Raw genomic sequence first — 24,296 nt, forward strand, 5'->3', positions numbered from 1 at the left:
ACCGTTGATTGAAGCGCGCGACGCAGCATAATGGACGGACAGCCGACGCGGGGGTGTCAGATGGCCCGAGTGTTCGAGTCGCCGGACGGGCCGCCCGGCCCGGCGCGCATCATCGATCTGTACTGCGGCTTCATGATCTCGAAGACGGTCTTCGCGGCCGTCGAATTCGGCCTGTTCGAGGCGGCCGGGCCCGAGCCTGCCACCCCGGCCCAGCTGGCCGAGCGCTGCGGCATCCCGGAACGCAGCGCGCGGGCGATGGCCGATCTGCTGGCCGACGCCGGTCTGCTCGTGCGCGACGGCGGCGGGTTCCGCAACGCGCCCGACGCCGAGGCCTTCCTCACCGGCCGCGGGCCCGCCGACCTGCGCACGATGGCCCGCTACTGGGACTCGGTGAGCTACCCGGCCTGGACCCATGCGGTCGAGGCGTTCCGCACCCGGCAGGGCGTGCGCCCGGTGCTCGACGAGGCGCAGACCGAGGCGTACGAGTCGACGGTCGCCCTCGTGACGGCCGAGACGGCGGCCGACCTCGCTCGCACGTACGACTTCGGCCGGCACCGGCGGCTGCTCGATGTGGGCGGCGGCTACGGCACGTTCGTCCGGCCCCTCCTTTCCGCGTACGAGAATCTGTCCGCCACCCTGGTCGACCTGCCCGAGGTGGCCGCGGTGGTGGCCGGGCAGGCTGTTCCCCGGCTCACCGCGGTCGGCGCCGACATCTTCGAGACCCCGCTGCCCGAGGGCCACGACGTCATCCTGGTCGCCAACCTCGTGCACCTGCTGCCGCCGGACCGGATCTCCGAACTGTTCCGCCGCCTGCGCGAGGCCGCCTCCCCGGGCACGACCCTGCTGCTGGTCGACTGGTGGCGCACCGACCTGGCCCCACACCCCTCGGCCCGCTTCGGCGCCGGCGAGTTCCTGATCATCAGCGGCGGCGACCTCTACCAGGTCGACGAGGTGGCCGGCTGGCTGACCGACAGCGGCTGGACCTTCACCGGCCTGACCCCGCTGCCACCGCCGTCCGGCGTGATCACAGCCAAGCTCTGACCCCACTTCCCCACCACCGTGAGGCGGCGTGGTTACAGCTTCGTCCCGAGCCCGACAACGCCGCCATCCGCCGTACAACGGACCCGTTCGCCCCCTCGCCGCTTTCTGGCCGAGCCTCCGCCATGAACAGATTCTGCAATTCGGCGTGCTCACGAGCGGGTTCGAGTCGCTGACACTGCCGTCCGGCGTCCCTACGACTGAGTTTCGAGCCGCTCCACGAATTGCAGCACCGCCTCGGCTCCGTCTTCGGTGGCGAGCTGCCGGGCCAGAATCGCAGCGCGGTCGCGACAGGACGGCTGAGTGAGCGACGACCGCAGCGCGTCACCCAGGGTCTCGGCGGTCAGCTCAGCCATCAGCAGGGGAGGAGGCGCCACGCCGAGGTCGTGCAGCCGGCCCGCCCAGAAGGGCTGATCGAGCAGGACGGGAACGGCGACGGCCGGCACTCCCGCCCGGAGTCCGGCGCCGGTGGTGCCCGCCCCCGCATGGTGGACCACTGCCGCCGTACGAGGGAAGAGCCAGTCGTGCGGCAGGTCGCCGACCACCAGGAGGTCGTCGCCGATCGGCCCGAGCCCGGCCCAACCGGACTGCACGACCGCTCGGGCTCCGGCTCGGGCCACGGCGGCCGCGACAACTCCCGGCAGGTGCTCATGCCCGGGGGTCATGCTGCCGAACCCGACGAACACCGGCGGCGGCCCGGCCTGAAGGAAGTCGACCAGCACGTCCGGCGGCTGCCAGCCCGCCGGTTCGGCGGGCCACCAGTATCCGGTGACGTGAACGTTCGCCGGCCAGTCGGCGGGCCGCGGAACGACCGCGGGGCTGAAACCGTGGAAGACCGGCCACGGCTCGCGTACCTGCGCCGGGAGCTGCAGCCGCCGCAGAACACCGGCGTAGAGGGCCGCCGACCGGGCCGCTGTCTCGTAGTGCACGGGCCATCCGGGTTGGTCGGCCGGGACACCGGGTGCGAGATAGACACCGGCGCTCGGGATACCGAATCGCTCGGCCACCGCCCGGCTCAGTGGAGCCGGGCCGAACGCGGTGAGGACGACGTCGGCCCCGGCGGCTACCGCCGCGACCACGCCGTCGCCCAGTTCGTCGACGAATGCAGCGAAAACCGTCCGGGCTTCCTGCGGGGTGGGAGCGGCGGTGCGGGCGCGCACGAGCTCGACCGGGTCGCCCGGAAGGAGCCGGTGTTCCAGCCCAGCCCCGCGCACCAGGCCGGCGAACCGGTCGTGGGCGGCCAGCGCCACATCGTGGCCCGCCTGCCGCAGTCGCTGACCGAGGCCGGTGAACGGCGCGACGTCACCCCGCGAGCCCGCGGTGACGATCAGAATCCGCATGCGAGCCCTTTCAACACACGAACCAGGCGGCGGCCCCCTGGCAGAATATCGCCGGCGGGACGCGGAATGCCGGACAACAGCATCGTGCCGGCGGGTGCAGGCAGGGGGCCTCCCCATGCTGACCGTGCACGGGTAGGCCCCGGCCACGGCTGAGGGCCAGCACGTTCTCGGTCGAGGGCAGCCAGCTGAAGCCGGCCCGTGAAGCTCGACGCCATGCAGGGTCGTCGCGGCCTACCGGACCTACCGAAGGCCGGGTCTGCAGGTGCGCCGTCTTGATTGCATACCTCTTGACGTCAATATTGATCCAGTCAACATGACGCCGCGCCCATCAACACGACGCCGCGCCCATCAACACGACCGCCGCGCCCATCAACACGACGCCGCGCCCATCAACACGACCGCCGCGCCCATCAACACGACCGCCGCGCCATCAATACGACCGCCGCGCCGTCAACATTGTTCGCCGCTCGTCCACCTAGCGCGCGGCGACGGCATTGAGGGCCCAGCGCCGCAGCTGGTTCACGTCGATCGCGTTGCCCATGGCCAGGAAGCCGGCGCGGTTCGGGTGCAGGTGGTCGCCGGGGCCGCCGACGCTGCTGTTGGTGTCGAACTCGGGGCGCAGGCGGCCCGGGTTGGCGGGGTCCTCGGTCACCGCGGCGAAGTCGGCCACGCCGTCGAACGCGCCGCTGCGTACGAAGTCGTTGACCGCGCGGCGCTTGGCGTCGGTCTCGGGGGTGCCGTAGAGGCCGAACTCGGTGCCGGCCGACGGGGTCAGCGTGGCGCCGACGATCTTGATGCCGCGGGCGTGCACGCGCCGGATGATCTCCCGGTAGCCGGCGATGACCTGGGCCGCGGTCGCGTTGCCGCCGCCGAGGTCGTTGATGCCCTCGAGCAGGATCACCACCCGCACGCCGGGGCGGCCGAGCACGTCGCGGTCGAGGCGGTCCAGCGCGGGCGGGCCGTCACACGGCGTGCAGCCGCCGGGCGTACGACCGATGCGGGTGACCATGTTGCCGCCGATCGCCTCGGTGACCACCGAGATGTCGCCGCGCTCCCCCAGCCTGCGCTGCAGCACGTCGGGCCACCGGTCGTCGCCGTTGATCGTGGAGAAGAAGCCGTCGGTGATGGAGTCGCCGAACGCCACCACGGTGGCGACATCGGAGCGCTGCACCTGCACCTCGGAGAGGAAGAACCACGAGGTGGTCGAGTGCGGGAACGCCGCGTCGCCGCGGTCGGCGGCGTGGTCGCCACTGCCCGGGTCCGAGATGTACGAGGTGGTGAACGAGGCCGCATGCCAGGTCATCGGGCCGCTGAGGCCGGACACGTACAGGCTGACCGCGAGGCGCTGGGACTGCGCGTCGGTCACCTTGACGCGCACCGGGTCGCTCAGGACCGTTCGCCCCGCCGGCACGACGACCGATCCCCGGCCGCCGAACGTCAGGGGCCGGTTGGTGCCCGCCGTGAGGTTGGCGCCGCTGGACTGCAGACCCGCGTACGCGCGGCCGAACGTCACAGCCTGGGTGCCGAACTCGTTGCTGAGCCGGACGCGCCAGCTCGTGCCGGCCACGCTCGGGCGCACGAGCAGGCGCAGTGTCTGGTTCCGGGCCTGGTTGTCCGGGAAAGCGGCGGTCAGCAGCGGCGCCGTATTGCCGGGCCCGGCCGGCCCGGGCGTTCCGGGTTGCCCCACCGAATAGCCCACCGGGTAAACCCCTTGAGCCGACCCGGCCCACGCCGCGGCCCAGGTCTGCCCGCGCGCCTCCGCGGCGGCCACGGGTGTGAGCAACACACAAGCGGCGACGGCGGCCGTCACTCTGCTCATCCGGCTGATTCGCATGGCACCTCCTCGGTATCCATCGACGCTCATCGTTACCACCGGAGCGAGCGGCAATCAATCGACAGTCATATATTGATGGAATGAGGCTTCTCCGAGCGTTCGCAGTGCTGTCCCTGGCCGTGGGCTCCGTGGGCGTCGCCGGTCCAGCCCGGGCGACGGCCGGGTGCCTCGACCCCGGCGTGCCGCTGTCGGTCGAGGAGGGCCGGCTGAGCTTCACGCTTCCGCAGAACGACCGGCCCTTCGCCCGGCAGATGATCGAGGGCGCGGGCTTCCAGGGCTTCACGCCGGCGCTGGTCCGGCGTCTCTGCGCCGCCCGCTCGCCGGAGTCAGCCGAGCGGATCCTGTCGCGCGACGGCGAGAAGCTGTGGCAGGCGGCGGTCGACCGCGCTCAGCGGCGAGGGCCGGTACTCGGGAACCTTCCGTACAGCGACGACCGGCCGCTCTACTGGACCCGGATCGAGGCCATGGCGGCCATCCGGCAGTGGCTGCCCCGCTTCCCCCTCCTCGCGGGCGAGCGGCTGGAGCTGATCGAGAAGTTCGACCGTACGTCGCGGGGAATGTTCGACATCAAGCTGCCGGCGGGCGCCTCCGTCAAGCGCGTCATCGTCAGTGGGTTCGACCCGTACACGTTGGACGGCGGGGTCGGGGGCAACAACATCCGGCACGGCAACCCGTCCGGGGCGACGGCGCTGTCGCTCGACGGCACCCGCCACGGGAACGCGTTCATCGAGGCGTACACGTTGCCGGTGAGCTATCCCGAGTTCCGGCGCGGCTATCTGGAGGACACGGTAGGCCCCTTCCTGCGGCCCGGCCCGCGGCAGGTGGACGCCTCGATCACGGTCAGCCAGGCCGGGGGCGCGGTGTTCAACCTCGAGCAGCACAACGCGCGCTACCACGGCGTCTCGGCGGGCAACGACAACTTCCGGCCGTGCGCGGCAGTCGGCGGCGTGCCGCAACTGGCGGTGAACAACCCCGAATGCAACATCACCGTGGTCGACCGGTGGGGCGGTCCGGCCACGCCCGACCTGCGGAACCCGCCGCAGTGGACCGCGGCGACGCTGCCGGTGGAGCGGATGATCGCGGCCAACACCGGCGCCGACGTGCCGCGGCCGCCGGGTGACACCTGGCCCGACGAGTCGGTCGCGTTCGGCGTCGCGTGGCGCACCTCGTACACCGAGTTCCCCGACTGCGCCGCGCCGGACCGGGTGACCCGCGACGGCGTGCCGCCGGCTCCGCAGTCGTGTTCGTACAGCGGCGGGGGCGGCAACTACCTGTCCAACGAGAGCGCCTACCGCAACACGCTGCTGCGCGACCGGATGGGGCTGACCATCCCGGCCGGGCACATCCACACGCCGGACATGCAGCACTTCGAGACCGACTACGAGCCGAGCGACGCCACCTTCGACGCGTGGCGCCTGGCCATCGCCCAGCAGACCCGCAACCTGGTTCACGTGGTGGCGGACGAGGCGTGAAGATCGGTTCGTGACGTCTCGGGGGCGAACCACAGGGCGACCAGCGTGATGAGGAGCGCGACGAGCACGTACACGGAAACGGCGAACGCGGAGCCGGTCACCTGGACCAGTTTGATCGAGATGAGGGGCGCGACCGCGCCGCCGAGGATGCCGGCGATCTGGTAGCCCATCGAAGCGCCCGAGTAGCGCAGCCGGGTGCTGAACATCTCGACGATGAACGCCGCCTGCGGCCCGTACATCGCCGCGTGGGTGGCGAGGGCGACCACCGTGGCCAGCACGATCACCGCGCGGTTCTCCGTGTCGAGCAAGGGGAAGAAGGCGAACGCCCACACCGCGGCGCCGGCCGCTCCGGCCGCGTACACCGGCCGCCGGCCGATCCGGTCGGACAGGGCGCCGAAGAACGGGATCAGGGCGAGCTGGAAGGCCGAGCCGATGAGCACCGCCGCCAGGCCGACACTGCGGGGCCGGCCGAGCGTGCCGGTGATGTACGTCAGCACGTACAGGGAGAAGGTGTAGAAGGCGACGTCGGTGCCGATCCGCGCGGCCATCGCGACCAGCAGTCCCCGCGGGTGGCGGCGCAACACCTCGACCAGCGGCATCCTCGCCTTGGCGCCCGACTGCTCGACCTCGGCGAACAGCGGCGACTCGGTGATCGTCAGCCGGATCCACAGGCCGACGATGACCAGTACGCCGGAGAGCAGGAAGGCCACCCGCCAGCCCCAGGAGAGGAAGGCCGCCTCGGACAGCGTGCCGTTGAGGATCCAGAGCACACCCGCGGCGAGCAGGTTGCCGGCCGGCACGCCCACCTGCGGCCAGCTGGCGTTGAGACCGCGACGATGCTCGCCGCCGTGCTCGACCGACATGATCACGGCGCCGCCCCATTCGCCGCCCAGCCCCAGACCCTGCAGGAAACGCAAAACGACCAGCAGGATCGGCGCGGTCACCCCGATCGAGGCGTACGACGGCACCAGCCCGATCGCGACCGTGGCCGCCCCCATGAGCACCAGCGTGACCACCAGGACGTTGCGCCGCCCGGCCCGGTCACCGAAATGGCCGAAGACGATGCCGCCCAGGGGCCGGGCGACGAACCCCACGGCGTACGTGGTGAAGGCCAGGAGCGTGCCGGTGAGCGACTCGAACTGCGGGAAGAAGAGCTTGCCGAAGACGAGCGCGGCCGCCGAGCCGTACAGGAAGAAGTCGTACCACTCGAGCGAGGTGCCGATCAGACTGGCGACGATGACCCGCCGCGGCGAAGACGTCATCCGCCGTCGTTACCCACGCCCCTTGATCGACATGCTTCGATCGCCGCGACCGTTCGGTCCACGTCGTCCTCGTCGGTCGACCAGTTCGACACCGAGATGCGGATCGCCGCGGAGCCGTTCCAGGTGGTTCCGCTCATCCAGGTGGTTCCCTCGCCCTGCAGGGCGAGCAGGGCCCGCCGCGTCTCGTCGTCGCTTCCCAGCCGTACGAGAACCTGGTTGAGCACCACCTCGTTGAGGATCTCGGCGCCGCCCGCGCTCAGGCGTCGCGCGAACCGGCGGGCCAGCTCGCACGAGCGGTCGACCAGGGCGGCGATGCCGTCGCGGCCGAGCTGGCGCATCGCCGCGTAGACCGCGAACCCGCGAGCCCGCCGGGAATGCTCGGGGTTGTAGTCGACCTGATCGCGCTCGCCACCCTCGGCGTGCTGCAGGTAGCTCGCCCGCACCCCCATGGCGGCGCGGTGTGCCGCCGGGTGCGCGCAGATGACGAGACCCGAGTCGTACGGGACGTTGAGCCACTTGTGGGCGTCGGTGGACCACGAGTCGGCCCGCTCGACGCCGGCCAGCAGCGGCCGCATACGCGGGCTGGCCGCCGCCCACAGCCCGAACGCCCCGTCGACGTGCAGCCAGGCCCCGGCCGCCGCGCACAGATCCGCGATCGCGCCCAGCGGGTCGATCGCCCCGGTGTTGACGTTGCCGGCCTGGGCGCAGACGATCGCCCGCCCCCCTTCGAGGGCCTCGGCCAACGCCTCCGGAACCATCCGTCCCTGCGCGTCCATCGCCACCGGGACGACGCAGTTCGTGCCCATCCCGAGGTGGCGCAGAGCCCGGTCGATCGTGCCGTGCCGCCCCTGCCCCACGATCACCCGTACCCGCGGCGCGCCCCACAGCCCGTCGGCGTCGACGTCCCAGCCGTCGCGGCGCAGCACCTCACGGACGGCGATCGCCAGCGCCGTGAAGTTGGCCATCTGCCCGCCCGTGACGTAACCGACCGAGGCCCGCGCGGGCAGCCCGAGCACATCCAGGAGCCAGGTCGCGGCCGTCTCCTCGACCACGCTCGCGGCCGGACCGAGCACGTACAGGCCCGCGTTCTGGTCCCAGGCCGACGTCAGCCAGTCGGCGGCGAGCGCAGCCGGCGTGGCCCCGCCGACCACGAAGCCGAAGAAACGACCGCTCGACGAGGCCATGATGCCGGGCTCGGCCGCCGCGATGAGCTCGGCCACCACCCGCTCCGGTGGCAGCGGCCCGGCCGGCAGCGGTCCGCCGAGGGCCGCCCGCAACTCCTCCAGCGAGGCCGACGGCCGCACCGGGCGATCCGGCAGCCCGCCGAGATACGTCGTCGCATGGTCGAAGGCCGCGCCGAGCGGCCCTTTCCAGTCCGGTCGCTCCATGCCGTCAGGCTAGGACTTTTCCCGCCGGTGGCTATTGGATGATCGGCCACCTGTGCGGGTCGGTCTACAGCTATGCGGGGCGGGGCATCGCGCCGCCGGTCGGGTTCCTGGCCGGATGGGTGATCCTGCTCGACTACGTGCTCGTGCCGGGTCATCCTGGCTGTCTTTCTGGTCGTCGGCGTGGTGGCGCTGGCCGACGGCAAGGGCGCGGGCTTCTCGTGGAGCCCCGCTCTACAACGCGGACACGTTCTCGTGGTCGGTGGTCTTCGGCGCGGTGTCCATCGCGGTGCTGTCGTTCCTCGGCTTCGACGGCATCTCGATGCTGGCCGAGGAGAGCCGCGAGGAGGCCCGCCAGATCGGACGGGCCATGGTGGGGGCGCTGCTGCTGGCGGGCACGCTGTTCGTCGTACAGACCTGGGTGGCCGCGCTGCTCGTGCCGGACGCGCCCGGGCTGCTAACGGACGGCGATCCGGACGGCACGGCGTTCTACGACGCGGCCCGTGCGGCCGGGGGTGGGTGGCTGCTGGCGAACCTGACCGCGCTGGCCACGGCCATCGCCTGGGGCTTCGCCAACTCGCTGGTGGCCCAGGCGGCGACCAGCCGGCTGCTGTACGCGATGGCCCGCGACGGGCAGATGCCGCGGTTCCTGAGCCGGGTCAACGAGCGGCACCGGGTGCCGGCCAACGCCACCCTGCTGGTCGCGGCGGTCTCGCTGGTGCTCGGGCTCTACATGGCGAACCGGGACGACGGCATCTCGCTGCTGTCGACGCTGGTCAACTTCGGCGCGATGACCGCGTTCCTGGCCCTGCACGTGGCCGTGGTCGTCCATTACGTCGTACGGAATCGCAGCCGGGACTGGTGGCGGCATCTGGCCGTGCCGGTGATCGCCTTCCTGATCCTGCTGTATGTGGTCATCAACGCGGACATCGCCGCGCAGACACTCGGCTTCGCCTGGCTCGGCGTCGGGGTGATCGTGCTTATCGTGTTCTACGTGACCGGCCGCCGCCCCGCGCTGGCCGGCCTCTCAGCGCAGGAGGACAGCCGATGACCGACGTCGTGAGCTACCGGCCGCCCCCGGAGGAGTTGTCGTACACCTTCGGCGGGCGTGAATCGGTACGCCGGGTCGAGCCGGGCACGATCGTCGAGCTCTACACCGAGGACTGCTTCGGCGGCCGGGTGCGCGACGTCGGTGACCTGCCCTCCGTGGTCTGCGAGTTCCCCTACCTCAACCCGGTCACCGGCCCGATCCACGTCGAGGGCGCCGAGCCCGGCGACACCCTGGCCGTGCACTTCGCCGAGATCGTGCCGGCCCGCGAGTGGGCCGTGTCGTCGACCTTCCCGCACTTCGGGGCGCTCACCGCCACACACACCACGGCGATGCTGCACGCGCCGCTGGACGAACTGGTGTGGCGCTACGACGTCGACGTGGCGGCCGGGGTCGTCCGCTACCACGCCCGGCGCAGCGACTTCAGCGTCGAACTGCCGCTGGACCCCATGCACGGTACGGCCGGAGTCGCCCCGGCCGCGTTCGAGAGCCGCATGACGATCGTCCCCGACGCGCACGGCGGCAACCTGGACACCCCGGAACTGCGGGCCGGCGTGACCGCCTACTTCGGCGTCAACGTGCCGGGCGCGCTGTTCGCCCTCGGCGACGGCCACTGCCGCCAGGGCGACGGCGAGGTCTGTGGCACCGGCGTCGAATCGGCCATGAACACGGTGGTGATCCTCGACCTGATCAAGGGGGTCCCGACGCCGACGCCCCGCTTCGAGACGGACGAGGCGCTGATGTCGGCCGGCTCGGCCCGGCCGCTCGAGGACGCGTACCGGATGAGCCAGCACGACCTGGTGACGTGGAGCGCCGGCTTGACCGGCTTGGACGTGCTCGACGCCTACCAGCTGATCAGCCAGGCCGGCGAGGCCCCGGTCGGCAACGTCTGCGACCCGAACTACACGATGCTGGCCAAGGTGGCCAAGACCTTCCTGAACAACCCTTCCGCGTACGAAGGCATCCACGCCCGCCTGCGCTCCACGGCCCGGGATTACCTGACCACGAGGTGACCGCGGCGCCGGATCAGTCACGGTGACGGCGCTCGTCAGCCGCCGGTGAGGATCGACAGCACGGTGCGGGTCACGATGCCGGGGACTTCGCTTTCGCGGAGGCGGCCGGTGCGCACCTCTTCGGCGGCATCGGCGTGCAGCTGGCGCACGCGGCCCTCGGGCAGCACCTTCTCGGCCGCCGCGAGCAGCGCGGCCGACTCCGACACGAGCGCCCAGCTCGACGTGAGCAGCCGGGTCAGCACCTCGCGTGGGTCGCCCTCGAGGTCGACCCGGGACAGTGCCTCTTCGCCGGCCCGCAGAGCGTCGAACAACGCGGCCTCGACCAGTTCGGGGCGGGTGCGGAAGTGGCACGCGCCGGCGGCGCTGTCACTGGTGGTCGGCCTGTTCGACGGCGACGAACGCAACCGGGGCCTGGGCGTCTGGTCGGCCCTGGGCGGTGGTGGGGCAGCCCTGGGAGTGCTGCTCGGCGGCCTGATCACCGCCGGCCCGGGCTGGCCCTGGGTCTTCTACGTCAACGTGCCGGTCGGCCCGGTCATCGCGGCCGCGTGGGCGCGCATGCTCCCGGCCGGCGCCGTCGCTGCGACCCGGGCGCGGCTCGACGTGCTCGGCGCGGTGCTGGTGACCGGCTCCACGGCCGCCGTCATCTTCGCCCTCATCGGGGCCGGGGACCGCGGCTGGCTCAGCCCCGTCACCGGACTGCTCGTGCTGCTCGCCGCGGCCGGCTACCTCGCGTTCGTGGCCTGGCAGCGGAAGACGCCCTCACCGCTGATGGACGTCTCGCTGCTGGCCCGCCGCCCCGTCGCCACCGGCGCGTTCCTGGTCCTGCTGGCCACCGCCCTCATGATCGCCGTGTTCTTCCTAGGCACGTTCTATTTCCAGCACGCCCGCGGATTCGGCGCCCTCACCACCGGCCTGCTCTTCCTGCCGGTGGCGGTGTCCACGATGGTCGGCGCCCAGCTGACCGGCCGGCTCCTCGGCCGCCTCGGCCCCCGGCCGCTCGCCACAGCCGGCACGGCGATCGCCGCCGTGGGCATGGCGATCCCGGCTCTGTCGCTGAGCACCGCCTCGGTGGTGGCCGGCGTCGTGATCGCCGCGGCCGGCACCGGCGTGCTCTTCGTTGTCGCCTCGGCGACCGCGCTCGGTCGGGTCGCCCCGCACGAGGCCGGCATCGCCTCCGGCATCGTCAGCACGTTCCACGAGTTCGGCGCCGCCCTGGGCGCAGCGGTCATCTCCAGCGTCGCCGCGGCCAGCATCGCCGGGACCACCCTGACCGGCTTCGAGAACGGCTTCCTCACCGCCGCCATCATCGCCGCGGTCAGCATCCTCGCCGCCGCCGCGCTGACGCCGGGCCGGCAGCGGGCAGCGGGCAGCCGACGCCATCTGACACGCCGGTCGGCCGGTCCTTCCCACTCCTGAAGTCTGGCCGGTCGAAGCGGGCGCGGGCCGAACCGCTGATCGCCGAGGTCGACGCCGCCAGCGACGGCCGATCTGGACGATCCGAGTGGGCGCAGGTCGAACGGCTGATCGCCGAGGTCGGCAGTGACGCCGTCAGCGACGGCCGACCAGCGCGCCCACCTCGGTGCGGGAGCTGACGCCGAGCTTGCGGAGGATGTTGGAGACATGGACGGCGGCGGTCTTCGGTGAGATGTAGAGGCGGCGGGCCAGTTCGGTGTTGGTGAGGCCGTCGCTGATGAGGACGGCCACCTCACGTTCGCGTGGGGTCAGCGAGGCCGGCCCGGACACCGCGGGCGGCGCATCGGCCGGGGCGAGGCCCAGTTGGGCGCGTACCTGGTCGAGCTGGGCCACGCGCCAACCGGCCCACCCGGCCAGCAACGTCGCGGCCGCCTCGGCGTGGGCGGCCGCCTCGGCCCGCTGGTCGGCGGCGAGCAGGCAGCGGGCGGCTCCCACCCGTACGGTGCCTCGGATCGCCGAGTTGAAGAACGGCACCTCGGTGATCGAGAGATAGCCGGGCAGCGCCTCGGCGGGCCGGCCGCGGGCCTCCGTCAGCTGCGCGCCGACCAGAGTCCGGTAGGCCGGCGCCACGTCGGCGTCGAGCAGTTCGTCGACCAGGCGGTCGAGGTGGGGCGAGGGCAGGCCCAGTTCGAGCGCGGCCGAGGTCAGGTCGTGGGCCTGCTCCCCGCTGCGCCATTCCTGCCGCTTCAGGCCGGCCAGCAGGTCGCCCAGGGCGGCCTCGGCACGCGGCAGGTCGCCGCGGCGGCAGGCCAGGTGGAAGGTCAGGCCGGGAACGGTGACCGGTGGGTTGTCGGTGAGCGCGGCCAGGTCGGCCACGATCTGCTCGACCCGGTCGTAGTCGCCCGCCTCGAGCAGCAGCCCGGCCAGGAACACCCCGTGGTAGTCGGCCCAGCGGCCGCGGCGCCGGTAGCCGCTGTCGTGTTCGCGCCCCTCTTCCAGCGCGGCTATCGCGACCCGCAGGTCGCCGGTGCGCTGAGCCAGCCGGGCCCGGCCCTGGAAGTAGGTGGCCACGGCCAGCGACTCGAAACCGGCCCGCTCGGCGTCGACCCGCATCCGTTCCAGTGCCTCGGCGTGCTCGTCGGGCGAGGCCGGAGGGACCTCCTGCACCAGGGTGTTGAGGGCGCGGGCGGCCAGCACCCACTCCCCCGCCTTCTCGGCCTCGTCGACCAGGCCGGACAGGATTTCCCGGCCCTCGGCGGCCGACTGCGGGCGCTCGCTCAGGGCCGAGCCCTTCTCGAGCAGCGCGGTCAGGCGGATCACGGGCAGGTCGAACTCGGCGGCCAGTTCGAGCGCGCGGTCGGCCCAGACCAGCGCCCCCTCGAGGTCGTCACGCAGGTAGCACGACTGGGCGACCGCGGTCATCGCCCGGGCCTGCCCGGCGCCCGGCGGGAGCTGGGCGATCAGGGTTTCGATGTCGTGGGTCAGGACGCCCATCTCGTCGTACTCGCGGGACTCCCAGGCGATGCGGACGAGCAGATAGAGCGCCTCGGCCCGGTCGGCCGCAGCCCCGGCGAGGTCGCGCCAGCGCCGGCCGTAGCGCAGCGCGTCGTCGAGCAGGCCGGCCAGCCACGCCGCCCGGGCGGCGGCGCCGAGCAGCCCGGCGTCGTCGGGCAGCTCGTCGAGGCCCATCTCGGCCAGTTGCAGGGCCTGGTAGGCCGAGCCGATGGAGAGGTAGAGGGCGGCGCCGCCGCGGGCGGCCGCGACCATGTCGTCGTAGCGGCCGGCGCCGCGGGCGTGGTGCGCGACCATGGCCGGATCGGAGGAGCCGCCGGCCAGCAGGACCTCGAGGGCCGCCTCGTGCAGCCGGCGGCGCTGGCGGCCTAGCATCTGACCGGCGATCGCCTCGCGCACCAGGGCGTGGCGGAACGCGAACTCGTCCTCCCCCGACTCGATCAGCACACCCCGGGTCACGAGGTCGCGCAGCACGGCGATCAGGTCGTCCTCGCCGGTGCCGGAGACGCCGGCCAGCAGGTCGAACGGGATGCGCTGCCCGAGCACGGAAGCCGCCTCGACGATGCGCACGCTCGCCGGCTCGAGATCGTCGACCTGGCGGCGCAGGACGTCGGCCAGGCTCCACGGCAGCGGCTGCTCGACCAGCGCCTCGACGTCGTGGCCGGGCAGCGCGCGCAGCAGCTCTTCGAGGAAGAACGGGTTGCCGCCGGTGCGGTGGTGCAGGGCGGTCGCGGCCCGCAGCGGAGCCGGAGCGCCGGTGGCCGCGGCGAGCAGGGCCGCCGTCTGGGCCGGGGTCAGGCGGTCGAGCCGCACGTGGGTGACGGCGTGCCGCCGCTCCAGGCGACCCAGCAGACCGGCCACCGGCTGGCGGCGGGTCACCTCGTCGGGCCGGTAGGTGCCGATCAGCAGGCGCGGCCCGCGCTGGTCGGCGATCCGCTCGAACAGGGCCGCGCTCTCGGAGTCGGCCCAGTGCAGGTCTTCGAAGACGACGACGGCCGGCCGGTCGCCGATCAGGCCGGCCAGGATGGCCACGCCGGTGTGCAGGCGCTCGACGGGGCTGCGCCGGGCGTCGGTCAGGGCGGCCAGCTGCTCGTCGCTGACTTCGGCGCGGCCGTCGATGGCGTCGAGCAACACCTCGTACGGCCGGGAGAGCGACCCCGGCTCGGCCTGACCGACCAGAACGACGGTCGACGCGGGCAGCGTGGCCAGCAGCTCGTGCACCAGCCGGGTCTTGGCCGATACCGGGCTCGCCCGCGATGATCGCGACAGCCGGCTCGCCGGAGGAGGCGAGCCCCGCCAACCGGCGCAGCTCGCCCTCCCGGCCGATCATCACCGGGCCGGCACCGCCGCGGAGGGTTCGCACGGGGCAACCCTACCGGTGGGCGGGCGGGCCGTCCGGGCCTGGCGCGTGACACGGAACTCGCGAGCGCGCTTCAGCAGGTGGCTCTTCTCGGCCTCGGCGATCATCTCGCGGTGACGGTCGTTGACCAGGGTCAGCATCAGTTCCGGGTGGATCAACATGGTGGGCCTCCTCGGTGCCGGTTGATAGCTCAATCCTGGGCCGGCAGAAGGCCTGTCACATCGGGCGCGTTTACCTATCTTCGCTGGTCACAAGCGGTCTAGGTATGCCTAGATCATGGACCGCGCCGATAAGCAGGCGCCAGAAGGCGTCGACGTCGAGCGCCACCGCGACCTCGCAGTTGTCCGGCCTTCCGCTGCGGTGATGCAGGTCCGCGACGGTCGCGCCCCGGGTGTACGTGCCACCGAGCTCGACCACGACCGGAACCGCCACCGTGCGTACGACGGACGGGTCGAGCACGCAGGCCACGGCGACCGGGTCGTGCACGGGCGGGTGCTCGAAGCCGAAGTTGCGCCGGTAGGCGTCCGCGAAGAACGTCATCAGCTCGGCGCAGACGGTGCCGAGCCGGGTGCCCAGGCCACGGAACTCGTCGATGACCCGCGTGGTGGCCAGCGCCCGATGCGTGACGTTGAGCCCGATCATGGTGAGCGGAAGGCCCGACCGCAGCACGATGTCGGCTGCCTCGGGGTCGGTGACGATGTTGAACTCCCCGTACGGCGTGGTGTTGCCCCGCTCGGTCGAGCCGCCCATGAAGACGATGCGGCGCACGTTCCGGGCCGCCTCGGGGTGCAGCCGCAGGAACAGCGCGACGTTGGTCAGCGGCCCGGTGGCGATCAGCGTGACCGGCTCGGGCGACCCCGCGACCAGCCTCCGCATCAGCTCGACAGCGTGTACGCCCGCCGTTCCGGCGACCGGCCCGTCGAGGTCCGGACCGTCCAGGCCGGATTCGCCGTGGATGTCGTCGGCGACGGTCAGGTCGCCGACCAGCGGCCGCTCGCACCCGGCGGCGACCGGGATGTCGGACGCGCCGGCCAGGGCGAGGATCTTCTGGGCGTTGGCGGTGGTCTTGTCGAGCGTCTGGTTGCCGGCGACGGTGGTGACCCCGAGCAGGTCGAGCCGGGGGTCGGCCACGGCCAGCAGCAGCGCCAGCGCGTCGTCGTGCCCGGGGTCGCAGTCGATGATGGCGGGGTTGGTCACGTCACTCCCGGGAGGATGGTGCCGGTCAGCAGGCTGCCCGGGTCGGGCGGGCCCTCAGGATTGTTGGTGACGACCACGACGAGGTCGCGGTCGGGCACGACGGCGATGTACTGGCCGCCGTAGCCGACCGCGGTGAACGTCCGCTGGCCCGCGCCGTCGTCGTCGATCCACCAGTGCAGCCCGTAACCGGTCACCACGTCCGGCGGCAGGCCGGTCGGCGTGGTGGCCGCCGTCACGAACTCGGCCGGGACCACCTGCGTGCCCTCCCACCGGCCGCCGTTCAGATAGAGGTAACCGAGCTTGGCCAGCTCGCGGGTGGGCAGGCGCAGGATCTTTCCCTCGCCCGGGGCGATGCCGACCAGCGTGGCGACGAAGCTCTTGGTGACCGAGCGGACGTCATGGCCCGAGCCCGCGCTCAGGCCCCGCCGGTAGCGCTCGTGGACGATGTGGCCGTGCCGCACGATCAGCACGCTGCGCACCTCGGTGAACGTCGTGTCGATCTGATGGTCGAGCTGGGCCAGGGCGGCCGGATCGACGCCCTGCGACTGCGGTTCGGTCGTACGCCACCCGGCCGTGGGCCAGAAGACCGGAGTCGCCTCGGGCGGCGCGGGCGCGGAATCGGTGCACGCCGCCATCGTCACGCCGATCAGCGCGACCGCGACGAGCGTCCCGACCTTCATGCCCCGCCCTCCTAGCGGCACGCTACGCCGTCTGATGGTGTGAGCCCAGGGAGCTGCGCCACCTTGACAGGTGTAACCGCTCAGCGTTGGGTAACGAAACGTCGAACGACGTTGGAGGCTGTGCCATGACGGCTGCTGAGGGCGAGGCGCCACCCGCTGACCTGCTCGACGAGGCCGAGCGCATGGGTGTCGGCCAGCTGCGCGAGCTGCAGTTGCAGCGGCTGCGATGGACGTTGCGGCACGCGTACGAGAACGTCCCGCACTACCGTCGCGCGTTCGACGCGGCGGGCGTTCATCCCGATGACTGCCGCGACCTGTCCGACCTGGCCCGGTTCCCCACCACCAGCAAGGGCGACCTGCGCGAGAACTACCCGTTCGGGATGTTCGCGGTGCCCGAGGCTGACATCCGCCGCATCCACGCGTCGTCCGGGACGACCGGGCGGCCCACGGTGGTCGGCTACACCCAGAACGACCTGGACATGTGGGCGGCGGTGGTCGCGCGGTCGATCCGCGCCGCGGGCGGCCGTGCGGGCGACCGGCTGCACAACGCGTACGGCTACGGCCTGTTCACGGGCGGGCTCGGGGCCCATTACGGCGCCGAGCGGCTGGGCTGCACCGTCATCCCGGTCTCGGGCGGCATGACGCCGCGGCAGGTGCAGCTCATCACCGACTTCCGGCCCCGCGTGATCATGGTGACGCCGTCCTACATGCTCACGGTCATCGACGAGTTCGAGAAGCAGGGACTCGACCCGCGGAAGTCCAGCCTCGAAATCGGCATTTTCGGCGCCGAGCCGTGGACTGAGGAGATGCGTCTCGAGATGGAGGAGCGCGCCGGCATCCACGCCGTCGACATCTACGGGTTGTCCGAGGTGATCGGGCCCGGCGTGGCCCAGGAGTGCGTCGAGACCAAGGACGGCCTGCACATCTGGGAGGACCACTTCTACCCCGAAGTGGTCGACCCCGAGACCGGCGAGGTACTGCCCGAAGGTGAGTTGGGCGAGTTGGTCTTCACGTCGCTGACCAAGGAGGCCATGCCGGTCATCCGCTACCGCACCCGCGACCTCACCCGGCTGCTGCCGGGAACGGCACGGCCGGGTCTGCGGCGGATGGAGAAGGTCACCGGCCGCAGCGACGACATGATCATCCTGCGCGGCGTCAACCTGTTCCCGACCCAGATCGAAGAGATCATCCTGCGTACGCCCGGGCTGGCCCCGCACTTCCAGCTCGTGCTCTCGACCCGCGGCCGGATGGACCATCTCACCGTCCAGGTCGAGGCCCGCCCCGACTGCCCGGCCGACCGCCGCGACTGCGCCGCCGTAGAGGTGGTCAAGGCGGTCAAGGACACCATCGGCACCAGCGTCGAGGTGGTGTGCGTCGAGCCCGAGACCCTGGCCCGCTCGGCCGGGAAGATCCAGCGCGTGATCGACCACCGCTCGTAGAACTACCCGAAGGGCTGGACCGACCAGCAGGACGGCATCGACCAGCTCGAGCCACGACGCGCGCCTGCTGCGCCTGGCCCGGCGTCTCAAGCCGCCCGTGTTCCGCCAGTTTCTCGAGACCAACGCCCGCGCGTTGTTCGGCCTGGAGGCCTGACCAGCGCCGATAGTGTGTCTCATGCCTCCGATCCTGGGCCGGTTCCGCCGCCGCCTGCGCCGCGACCTGCTTCAAGGCGGCCCGCCGACCGCCGACCTGCTGCGACCGGTCGGCCCCGACGTGCCGTCCGACGCGGACGTCGTGCAGGTCGTCGACCTGTGCATGGGCGTCGGCGAGGTGCTGCTGTCGAGCGGCGAACCGGCCGGCGAGACCGCCAGGACGATGACCCGCCTGGCCGCCGCGTGCGGTCTGCCCACAGTGGACGTCGATATCACGTTCAACTCCATCGCCATGTGCTGCCACCGCGGCAAGGTGGCCGCCCCGGTCAACTCGATGCGGATCGTCCACTACCGCACGACGGACCTCACCCGCCTGGCCGCGGTGACCGACATCGTCGACCAGGTGACGCGAGCCCGGATGACCGTCGACACCGCCACGGCCGCCCTCACGAAGGCGACCGCGGCCCGCCACCCCTACCCCCGGTGGGTGGCCACCACCGGCTGGGGCGGGCTGGCGGCCGCGGTCGCGCTGCTGCTGGGCGGCACGGTGCTGATCGCCGTGACCGCGTTCGTGGTGACGGCGCTGATCGACCGCCTGGGCCGCGTCCTCACCCGCTGGGGCGTGGCGCCGTTCTTCCTGCAGCTCACCGGCGGCCTGGTCGCCACGCTGGCCACGGTCGGCGTGTTCGCGACCGGCATCCTGCCGCCGGGGACGCAGCCGTCGCTGGTCATCGCGGCCTGCATCACGGCGCTGCTGTCCGGCCTGTCGGTGATGAGCGCGGTCCGCGACGCCATCTCGAGCTTCTACGTGACAGCGGCCGGCCGCGCCGCCGAGATCGCTCTGCTCTCGGCCGGCCTGCTGTCGGGTGTCATCCTCGGGCTCAAGCTGGGCCTGCAATTCGGGGTGACCCTCGACCCGGCCCAGCCCGTCAGCGCCGACCTCGCCCAGTTCGGCCTGTCCACGTTCGCCGCCGCCACTGCGGCCGGCATGTTCGCGCTGGCCTCGTACGCGCCGCTGCGCTCCCTGGCCGCGGCCGCGGTGGCCGGCGGAACCGGCTGGGCCGTCTACGGCGCGCTCACCCTCTACGCCGACCTGGGCCCGGCCACCGCCACCGGAGCCGCCGCCGCGATGGTCGGCCTGGCCACCGGCCTCTCCCGCCGCCGGGGCCGCGTGCACGCCCAGGTCATCATCCTGGCCGGCGTCATCCCGCTGCTACCCGGTCTGACGGCCTACCGCGGCTTCTACCAACTGGCCACCCAGCAGGCGGCCAACGGCCTGGTCACCATCACGCTGGCCCTGGCCATCGGCCTCGCGCTCGCGGCGGGCGTAGCCCTCGGCGACTTCGTCGCCCGCCCCCGCGGAAGTGGCTGAAGGCGAGCCGATGCTGGTCCTCGCGTCGGGCGACGTGAACGCCGGCGAGAAAGACATCGCCTACATCGGCTGACGAACGCATTCTTGCGGGAGCGTGTTGCCCGGGCGGCTGGACGGCCCGGAGCGACTTCACTGCCCGGCCCCGTGCGCAGCAACAGGACGTAGCGGGGAGGCAGGTGGTTGACGATCGGCAGGCCGTTGACGGCGCAGATCTGCCGGAGCTTCCGCCAGCCCGCATACGCCAGGGACCGCTCGCCCGAGCTCAACGCGGTCGAGATCTCCGCTCCCAGCGCGTCCGCCTCGACGACCTGGTTGCGCGACAGCGCCCACGGATAGTCCGACCGGACCGACGACGTTATCCGCTCCGCCTCCTCCGCCCGGCCGGCTGCCACGAAGACCTGCGCGGCCGCGAGAGCCGAGATCGACCCCCACAACTCATTGACGTCGTGCCAAGCCAGCAGGGGCAGTACCCGATGCGCGTAGGCTGCGGCCGCGTCCCGGGGATCACCCCATGGGGCAAGGATCTCGATGTGCCGAACCTCGATGTTTAGCCGCATGTCGTGAGCAGCTGGCCGACGGCGGCGAGCGCCGCGTCCTCGGCATCACCGGGGCGCCCGGAGCCGGCAAGTCGCCCCTCGCCCAGCAGTTGACCGAGGCCCTGGGCGACCGGGCCGTGCTGGTCGGGCTGGACAGCTTCCACCTGTCCAACGCCGAGCTGAACCGCCTGGGCCGGTACGCCCGCAAGGGCGCCGCGGACACGTTCGACGCCGCCGGCTACCAGAGCCTGCTGCGCCGGCTGCGCCCGCAGACCGACGAGATCGTGTACGCCGCGGAGTTCGACCGCAGCCTCGAGGAGTCGATCGCGTGCGCCGTCCCGGTGCGCCGGGAGACGTCGCTGGTCGTCACCGAGGGCAACTATCTGCTGGCCGACGACGACCGGTGGCGTGCCACGGCCGGCCTCATCGACGAGGTCTGGTATGTCGACCCGGGCGAGGACGTGCGGATGGACCGGCTGATCGCCCGGCACGTCCGGTTCGGGCGGAGCGAGCAGGAGGCGTACGCCCGCTCGCACGGATCCGATCAGCGCAACGCCGAACTCATCGCCTCGACCCGCCCCCGGGCCGACCGCATCGTGCAGATCGTCACCGAGAAGGAGCTGGCATGACCGTACTTGACCTGTTCCGGATGGACGGCAAGGTCGTCGTCGCCGGCGGCAACCGCGGCATCGGCAAGGCCATCGCGACCGCCCTGGCCGAGGCGGGCGCGACCGTGGTGGTGGCCGCCCGCGACGCGGAGCGCAACGACCGGGCCGTCGCCGAGATCTCGAAGGCCGGTCCGGCCAGGTGATCGGCGAGCAGATGGTGGCCCGCCGCTCGGGCGCGATCGTCAACGTCGGCTCGATGTCCGGCATGATCGTCAACCGCCCGCAGTGGCACGCGCCGTACGCCGTCTCGAAGGCCGGCGTGCACCACCTCACCCGCTCGCTGGCAGCCGAATGGGCCCCGCATGGCGTACGGGTCAATGCGATCGCGCCGGGCTACACGAAGACCGAGATCTCCGACATCGACAATCCGAAGTGGAAGCACTACTGGATCGACGAGGTGCCCATGCAGCGCTACGCCCAGTCGGCCGAGATCGCGCCGTCCGCCCTCTATCTGGCCAGTGCCGCGTCGACCTTCGTCACCGGCGAGATCCTGGTCATCGACGGCGGCTACACCCTCTGGTGACCACTGGGACTCCGTTCACCGACGGCGGCTCGAGCCGTTGACGACCGGCCCGGGCGGGCTCGATACGGGACCGAGCCCGCCCGGTTCGGGTCAACTGCAGGCGTAGACCTTGAACTCCCAGAGCGAGTAGCCGTACGGGGTGCCGCGCTCGGTGCCGTACATCCGCACGTAGCGCGCGTCGCCGCTGAGCGTATGGCTCGCCTGGCCGCCGGTTCCGGTGCCGCTGACCGTGACGGCCGGCGTCCAGGTGGTGCCGTTGGCCGACGTCTCGACCCGGTACGACCGGCCGTACGCGGCCTCCCAGGTCAGCTCGGCCCGGGTCAGCGTCCGCGACGAGCCCAGGTCGACCTGAATCCACTGTGGATCGGCAAACGTCGACGACCAGCGGGTTCCGGCGTTTCCGTCGACCGCCAGGGCGCCTTCGAAGCCGGCGGCCTCGCTCGACGACACGGTGACCGGACGCCCCTGCGAGGCCAGGGCGCCTTCGCCGCAGCCGGTGGGCGGCGGGTCGGTCGGCGTGGTGCCACCGCCGGTGGCGTTGCCGCCCGTCCAGTTCGTCGCGCCACTGGCCACCGTCTTGCCGGCCGGCAGCGCGAGGGTGCGCCCGTCGGAGAACGTCACGGTCTGCGCGGCGTTGGTGATGTTCGAGGCCACGTACGTCTTGGCGCCGCTCTTGCTGAACACCTTGGCCAGCGGGTGATTGGCCGTGACGGTGGTGTCGACCTGGCCCAGGGCCTGCAGGTTGCGGATCCAGTGGAACGTGTGGGCCCGGCTCTCGCCCTCCTCCGGGGTGTAGTTGCCGGCGGCGCGCAGCCGGGACATCGCCCCGTCCGGGTCACCGAGTGCCAGGTACTGCCACAGCATGTCGCGCCACAGCGTGGGTTCGCTGCCCTTGTTGCGCACCATCTCGGCGTACGTGTTGCGCACTGCCGCCGGATAGTCGCCCAGATAGAACTGGCCGCCCGTGATCGGCAGCATGTTGATGCCGACGATCATCTCGTGCTCGCCCGAGAACCACGTCGCGTAGGCGCCACCCGAGCCCCACACGATGGCCGAGTAGTTGTGCCCCCAGCTCGCGGGGAAGTTCTCGTTGCGTACGTCGAACCAGTACTCGTTGATGGCGGCCGACTGGGTCGTGTAGATCCAGATGCCGGCGTCGCGCACCGCGTTGTTGCCGGTGGCCTGGCCCCACTGGATGAGGGCGTTGGCGAAGTTCTGTCCCTCCGAAGAGGACTCCTGGTTGTTGCCGGCACCGAACGACCCGTGCCCGGAGGCCCAGTCGTGGCCCTCGTAGATGTCGAAGTCACGCAGGTACGGGAACCGGGTGTCGTTGCGGTCGTAGTTGTTGGCGTCGCGGATCAGCAGGTCGACCATGCCGCCGTACCGTCCGGCGGTGGCCCAGTTGGGATCGAACTTGGCCAGGGTGGCCGCGGCCGCAATGAAGTAGCCGTAGTGGAAGTGGTGGTCGTTCAGCTCCTGATCGGAGCCGTACGACGCGGGGTAGCCGATCAGCGTGCCCCAGTTGCGGTCGTAGTAGAAGACGCGCGAGGTCTTGCCGGCCGACGCCGTGAACCAGTCGGTCAGGCGGGTCCGGATGACGGTGAGCGCGGAATCCCGTACGGCCGTGAGGTTCAGTTGATCGGCGATCTCCGCGACGCGGGCCGCGCGGCCCAGGCCCTTGCCGGTCCAGTACGTGTCGTCGCCGCGGAAGTCGGCCGGGTTGTTCAGCTCCGCGTTCAGATAGTTCGTGATCGTGGTGAGGTCGGCGCCCGACGAGTCACCCACCGCGGGGATCTCGGGCAGCACACCGGTGTACTTCATCGACGTGCTGAACTGGGTGCCGGTGAGGATCCGCATGGCGCCGCGGGGCGAGATGTAGCTCTGCGCGAGCGGCGTCGAGCCGGTCAGGTAGCGCCACTGATGCGGATAGAGCGCGATGACCGTGCCGGTGCCGCTGCCCTCGCGGGCCGTGGTGGTCAGCGCGTACGTGGTGTTGACCGTGCTCGCGCCCTGGTTGTAGCTGTAGGACAGGCGGCTGCCGGTGACGTGGTTGTGCGCGAACGGCGTGTACCGGTCGGCCAGCGCGATCTTGTCGGCTGTGCTGGTGGACGCCGTGGTCGGCAGCACCGCCACCGACAGGTAGCCGCGCCCGGCCAGGTTGGACCGGATCGTCGTGCCGCTCAGGGCCCAGGTGGCGCCCGTGGGGGCCCAGGCCACGTAGTCGTGACCGCCGATCGAGAAGCCAATGCGGCTGCCGCTGTTCGACCACGCGGTGGCCGGGCCGGTCGTCGTGATCACCGCGTCGCCGCCGGTCACCTGGTAGTACGACAACGGCAGGCCACGGCCGATGGTGGCCCGCAGGGTGCGCCCACCGCCGCTGAGGCTGGTGCTGACGGTCCAGTCGCTCCAGCCGTCGACCAGGGCCTGGGTGGCGTTGAGGCCGTCGACCCCGACGCGTACGTGTTCCGCGTACGGGTAGTGGTATTCGCCCGTTCCGGTCGCGGAACCGCTGATGGCGGCGTCCGTCTGGTACGACAGGCCCATCCCGCCGGCGCCGGGCTTGTAGGCGGCGGGGCCGGCGAACAGCGGGGTCGAGAACTGGCAGTCGATCCGCTTGTAGAGCAGCGAGGACCACCAGTCGTTGGTGGGCACCGCGCCGCCGGGGGCGTTGCTGGTGACGTACTGCCGGGGGTTGGTCGAGAGGGAGCCGCAACCCGTGGGCAGGCTGCGGCCGGCGGGGAGGGTCTCGGTGTAACTGCCGGCGCCGACCGGGGCAGCTGATGCGCTGCTCACACCGGCGATGACGGCCACGCTGCCGGCTCCTATCGCGACGAGAGCGGCGGTGATCAAGCTGGTGAGGCGTTTGGATTCCATTGGGGATGGGCCTCCGTGGGATGGGGGATTCCGGAGGGCGCTAAGCGGGGAGAGAGCGCTCTCCGAGTTTCAGAACGCTATCGACCGCAGAGAGTTTCGTCAATGTTACGAACGGTCGGGCGTGCCGCCGCAGACCATTTCGTCAGCGTTACAACCGATCCGCGTCACGACCGGTCC

19 protein-coding genes and 1 pseudogene are annotated in these 24,296 nt (G+C 71.8%); 10 read left to right on the forward strand and 10 right to left on the reverse strand.

The features are described 5' to 3' along the window. Positions 1-60 precede the first annotated feature (60 nt). Positions 61-1,041 carry a methyltransferase gene (locus KXC43_RS07365; protein WP_221375173.1) on the forward strand — a complete coding sequence of 327 codons (981 nt, stop codon included), beginning with the start codon at positions 61-63 and terminating at the stop codon, positions 1,039-1,041. Between the two features lie 191 nt (positions 1,042-1,232). Here the strand turns inward: KXC43_RS07365 and KXC43_RS07370 are convergent, their stop codons facing one another. Together KXC43_RS07370 and KXC43_RS07375 are read right to left on the reverse strand one after the other, a co-directional pair. Then, entirely contained in the window at positions 1,233-2,378 is a 1,146-nt protein-coding gene (locus tag KXC43_RS07370; protein WP_221375174.1) for a glycosyltransferase, read from the reverse strand. A gap of 475 nt (positions 2,379-2,853) precedes the next feature. Further along, positions 2,854-4,212, reverse strand: coding sequence for an SGNH/GDSL hydrolase family protein (locus tag KXC43_RS07375; protein ID WP_221375175.1), 1,359 nt, complete (start codon positions 4,210-4,212; stop codon positions 2,854-2,856). An 80-nt stretch (positions 4,213-4,292) separates the two neighbouring features. Here KXC43_RS07375 and KXC43_RS07380 point away from each other — a divergent pair, with 80 nt between their 5' ends. Continuing rightward, positions 4,293-5,684 carry a PA0049 C-terminal domain-containing protein gene (locus KXC43_RS07380; RefSeq protein ID WP_221375176.1) on the forward strand — a complete coding sequence of 464 codons (1,392 nt, stop codon included), beginning with the start codon at positions 4,293-4,295 and terminating at the stop codon, positions 5,682-5,684. On the opposite strand, the gene KXC43_RS07385 is transcribed toward KXC43_RS07380, so the two are convergent. Then, positions 5,660-6,946 carry an MFS transporter gene (locus tag KXC43_RS07385; RefSeq protein ID WP_221375177.1) on the reverse strand — a complete coding sequence of 429 codons (1,287 nt, stop codon included), beginning with the start codon at positions 6,944-6,946 and terminating at the stop codon, positions 5,660-5,662. The two genes, KXC43_RS07380 and KXC43_RS07385, sit on opposite strands and share 25 nt — an antisense overlap. Continuing rightward, positions 6,943-8,334 (reverse strand): pyridoxal phosphate-dependent decarboxylase family protein, encoded by a 1,392-nt coding sequence (locus KXC43_RS07390; RefSeq protein ID WP_221375178.1) that lies wholly within the window; start codon positions 8,332-8,334, stop codon positions 6,943-6,945. Before KXC43_RS07390 ends, KXC43_RS07385 begins: the two co-directional genes overlap by 4 nt. A gap of 50 nt (positions 8,335-8,384) precedes the next feature. Here KXC43_RS07390 and KXC43_RS07395 point away from each other — a divergent pair. Then, a pseudogene (locus tag KXC43_RS07395) lies at positions 8,385-9,382 on the forward strand (APC family permease); the annotation flags it as partial. Next, positions 9,379-10,392 (forward strand): acetamidase/formamidase family protein, encoded by a 1,014-nt coding sequence (locus KXC43_RS07400; RefSeq protein ID WP_221375179.1) that lies wholly within the window; start codon positions 9,379-9,381, stop codon positions 10,390-10,392. The pseudogene KXC43_RS07395 and the gene KXC43_RS07400, both read left to right, overlap by 4 nt. 35 nt (positions 10,393-10,427) lie before the next feature. On the opposite strand, the gene KXC43_RS07405 is transcribed toward KXC43_RS07400, so the two are convergent. Then, positions 10,428-10,703: a hypothetical protein gene (locus KXC43_RS07405; RefSeq protein ID WP_221375180.1), complete on the reverse strand. Its 276-nt coding sequence runs from the start codon at positions 10,701-10,703 to the stop codon at positions 10,428-10,430. Positions 10,704-10,728: 25 nt separating this feature from the next. Here KXC43_RS07405 and KXC43_RS07410 point away from each other — a divergent pair, with 25 nt between their 5' ends. Continuing rightward, positions 10,729-11,808: an MFS transporter gene (locus tag KXC43_RS07410; RefSeq protein WP_221375181.1), complete on the forward strand. Its 1,080-nt coding sequence runs from the start codon at positions 10,729-10,731 to the stop codon at positions 11,806-11,808. A gap of 132 nt (positions 11,809-11,940) precedes the next feature. On the opposite strand, the gene KXC43_RS07415 is transcribed toward KXC43_RS07410, so the two are convergent. The 4 genes from KXC43_RS07415 to KXC43_RS07430 all read right to left on the reverse strand — a co-directional run bounded on the left by KXC43_RS07415 (position 11,941) and on the right by KXC43_RS07430 (position 16,554). Continuing rightward, on the reverse strand, positions 11,941-14,538 hold the full coding sequence (locus tag KXC43_RS07415; protein WP_308128996.1) for a helix-turn-helix transcriptional regulator: 2,598 nt from the start codon (positions 14,536-14,538) through the stop codon (positions 11,941-11,943). A gap of 108 nt (positions 14,539-14,646) precedes the next feature. Further along, the gene (locus KXC43_RS07420) at positions 14,647-14,838 is read right to left on the reverse strand and encodes a hypothetical protein (protein ID WP_221375182.1); all 192 of its coding nucleotides are present in this window, start codon (positions 14,836-14,838) and stop codon (positions 14,647-14,649) included. 70 nt (positions 14,839-14,908) lie between these two features. Continuing rightward, positions 14,909-15,874 carry a nucleoside hydrolase gene (locus KXC43_RS07425; RefSeq protein ID WP_308128997.1) on the reverse strand — a complete coding sequence of 322 codons (966 nt, stop codon included), beginning with the start codon at positions 15,872-15,874 and terminating at the stop codon, positions 14,909-14,911. Further along, the gene (locus tag KXC43_RS07430) at positions 15,871-16,554 is read right to left on the reverse strand and encodes a serine hydrolase (RefSeq protein WP_221375183.1); all 684 of its coding nucleotides are present in this window, start codon (positions 16,552-16,554) and stop codon (positions 15,871-15,873) included. Before KXC43_RS07430 ends, KXC43_RS07425 begins: the two co-directional genes overlap by 4 nt. A gap of 125 nt (positions 16,555-16,679) precedes the next feature. Here KXC43_RS07430 and paaK point away from each other — a divergent pair, with 125 nt between their 5' ends. The 5 genes from paaK to KXC43_RS07455 all read left to right on the forward strand — a co-directional run bounded on the left by paaK (position 16,680) and on the right by KXC43_RS07455 (position 21,245). Then, positions 16,680-17,993 (forward strand): phenylacetate--CoA ligase PaaK, encoded by a 1,314-nt coding sequence (paaK, locus tag KXC43_RS07435; protein WP_221375184.1) that lies wholly within the window; start codon positions 16,680-16,682, stop codon positions 17,991-17,993. A 175-nt stretch (positions 17,994-18,168) separates the two neighbouring features. Continuing rightward, complete coding sequence (locus KXC43_RS07440; protein ID WP_221375185.1) at positions 18,169-19,518, forward strand: threonine/serine exporter family protein; 1,350 nt, start codon at positions 18,169-18,171, stop codon at positions 19,516-19,518. Between the two features lie 511 nt (positions 19,519-20,029). After that, the gene (locus KXC43_RS07445; RefSeq protein ID WP_221375186.1) at positions 20,030-20,683 is read left to right on the forward strand and encodes a nucleoside/nucleotide kinase family protein; all 654 of its coding nucleotides are present in this window, start codon (positions 20,030-20,032) and stop codon (positions 20,681-20,683) included. Next, positions 20,680-20,865, forward strand: a complete 186-nt coding sequence (locus tag KXC43_RS07450) for an SDR family NAD(P)-dependent oxidoreductase (RefSeq protein ID WP_221375187.1) — start codon at positions 20,680-20,682, stop codon at positions 20,863-20,865. Before KXC43_RS07445 ends, KXC43_RS07450 begins: the two co-directional genes overlap by 4 nt. Then, complete coding sequence (locus KXC43_RS07455) at positions 20,862-21,245, forward strand: SDR family oxidoreductase (RefSeq protein ID WP_221375188.1); 384 nt, start codon at positions 20,862-20,864, stop codon at positions 21,243-21,245. Before KXC43_RS07450 ends, KXC43_RS07455 begins: the two co-directional genes overlap by 4 nt. A gap of 90 nt (positions 21,246-21,335) precedes the next feature. Here the strand turns inward: KXC43_RS07455 and KXC43_RS07460 are convergent, their stop codons facing one another. Next, positions 21,336-24,119: a glycosyl hydrolase gene (locus tag KXC43_RS07460; RefSeq protein ID WP_221375189.1), complete on the reverse strand. Its 2,784-nt coding sequence runs from the start codon at positions 24,117-24,119 to the stop codon at positions 21,336-21,338. Positions 24,120-24,296: the final 177 nt, after the last annotated feature.

The sequence above is a fragment of the Paractinoplanes polyasparticus genome, from assembly GCF_019710575.1.
Lineage (GTDB): Bacteria > Actinomycetota > Actinomycetes > Mycobacteriales > Micromonosporaceae > Actinoplanes > Actinoplanes polyasparticus.

Bases quoted from the DNA above. Each gene is read 5' to 3' on its own strand.
- KXC43_RS07380 (WP_221375176.1), top strand. From the start codon at position 4,293: ATGAGGCTTCTCCGAGCGTTCGCAGTGCTGTCCCTGGCCGTGGGCTCC.
- KXC43_RS07375 (WP_221375175.1), bottom strand. From the start codon at position 4,212: ATGCGAATCAGCCGGATGAGCAGAGTGACGGCCGCCGTCGCCGCTTGT.
- KXC43_RS07390 (WP_221375178.1), bottom strand. From the start codon at position 8,334: ATGGAGCGACCGGACTGGAAAGGGCCGCTCGGCGCGGCCTTCGACCAT.
- KXC43_RS07440 (WP_221375185.1), top strand. From the start codon at position 18,169: ATGCCTCCGATCCTGGGCCGGTTCCGCCGCCGCCTGCGCCGCGACCTG.
- KXC43_RS07365 (WP_221375173.1), top strand. From the start codon at position 61: ATGGCCCGAGTGTTCGAGTCGCCGGACGGGCCGCCCGGCCCGGCGCGC.
- KXC43_RS07385 (WP_221375177.1), bottom strand. From the start codon at position 6,946: ATGACGTCTTCGCCGCGGCGGGTCATCGTCGCCAGTCTGATCGGCACC.
- KXC43_RS07430 (WP_221375183.1), bottom strand. From the start codon at position 16,554: ATGAAGGTCGGGACGCTCGTCGCGGTCGCGCTGATCGGCGTGACGATG.
- paaK (WP_221375184.1), top strand. From the start codon at position 16,680: ATGACGGCTGCTGAGGGCGAGGCGCCACCCGCTGACCTGCTCGACGAG.
- KXC43_RS07370 (WP_221375174.1), bottom strand. From the start codon at position 2,378: ATGCGGATTCTGATCGTCACCGCGGGCTCGCGGGGTGACGTCGCGCCG.
- KXC43_RS07445 (WP_221375186.1), top strand. From the start codon at position 20,030: ATGGGGCAAGGATCTCGATGTGCCGAACCTCGATGTTTAGCCGCATGT.
- KXC43_RS07460 (WP_221375189.1), bottom strand. From the start codon at position 24,119: ATGGAATCCAAACGCCTCACCAGCTTGATCACCGCCGCTCTCGTCGCG.
- KXC43_RS07400 (WP_221375179.1), top strand. From the start codon at position 9,379: ATGACCGACGTCGTGAGCTACCGGCCGCCCCCGGAGGAGTTGTCGTAC.
- KXC43_RS07420 (WP_221375182.1), bottom strand. From the start codon at position 14,838: ATGTTGATCCACCCGGAACTGATGCTGACCCTGGTCAACGACCGTCAC.
- KXC43_RS07450 (WP_221375187.1), top strand. From the start codon at position 20,680: ATGACCGTACTTGACCTGTTCCGGATGGACGGCAAGGTCGTCGTCGCC.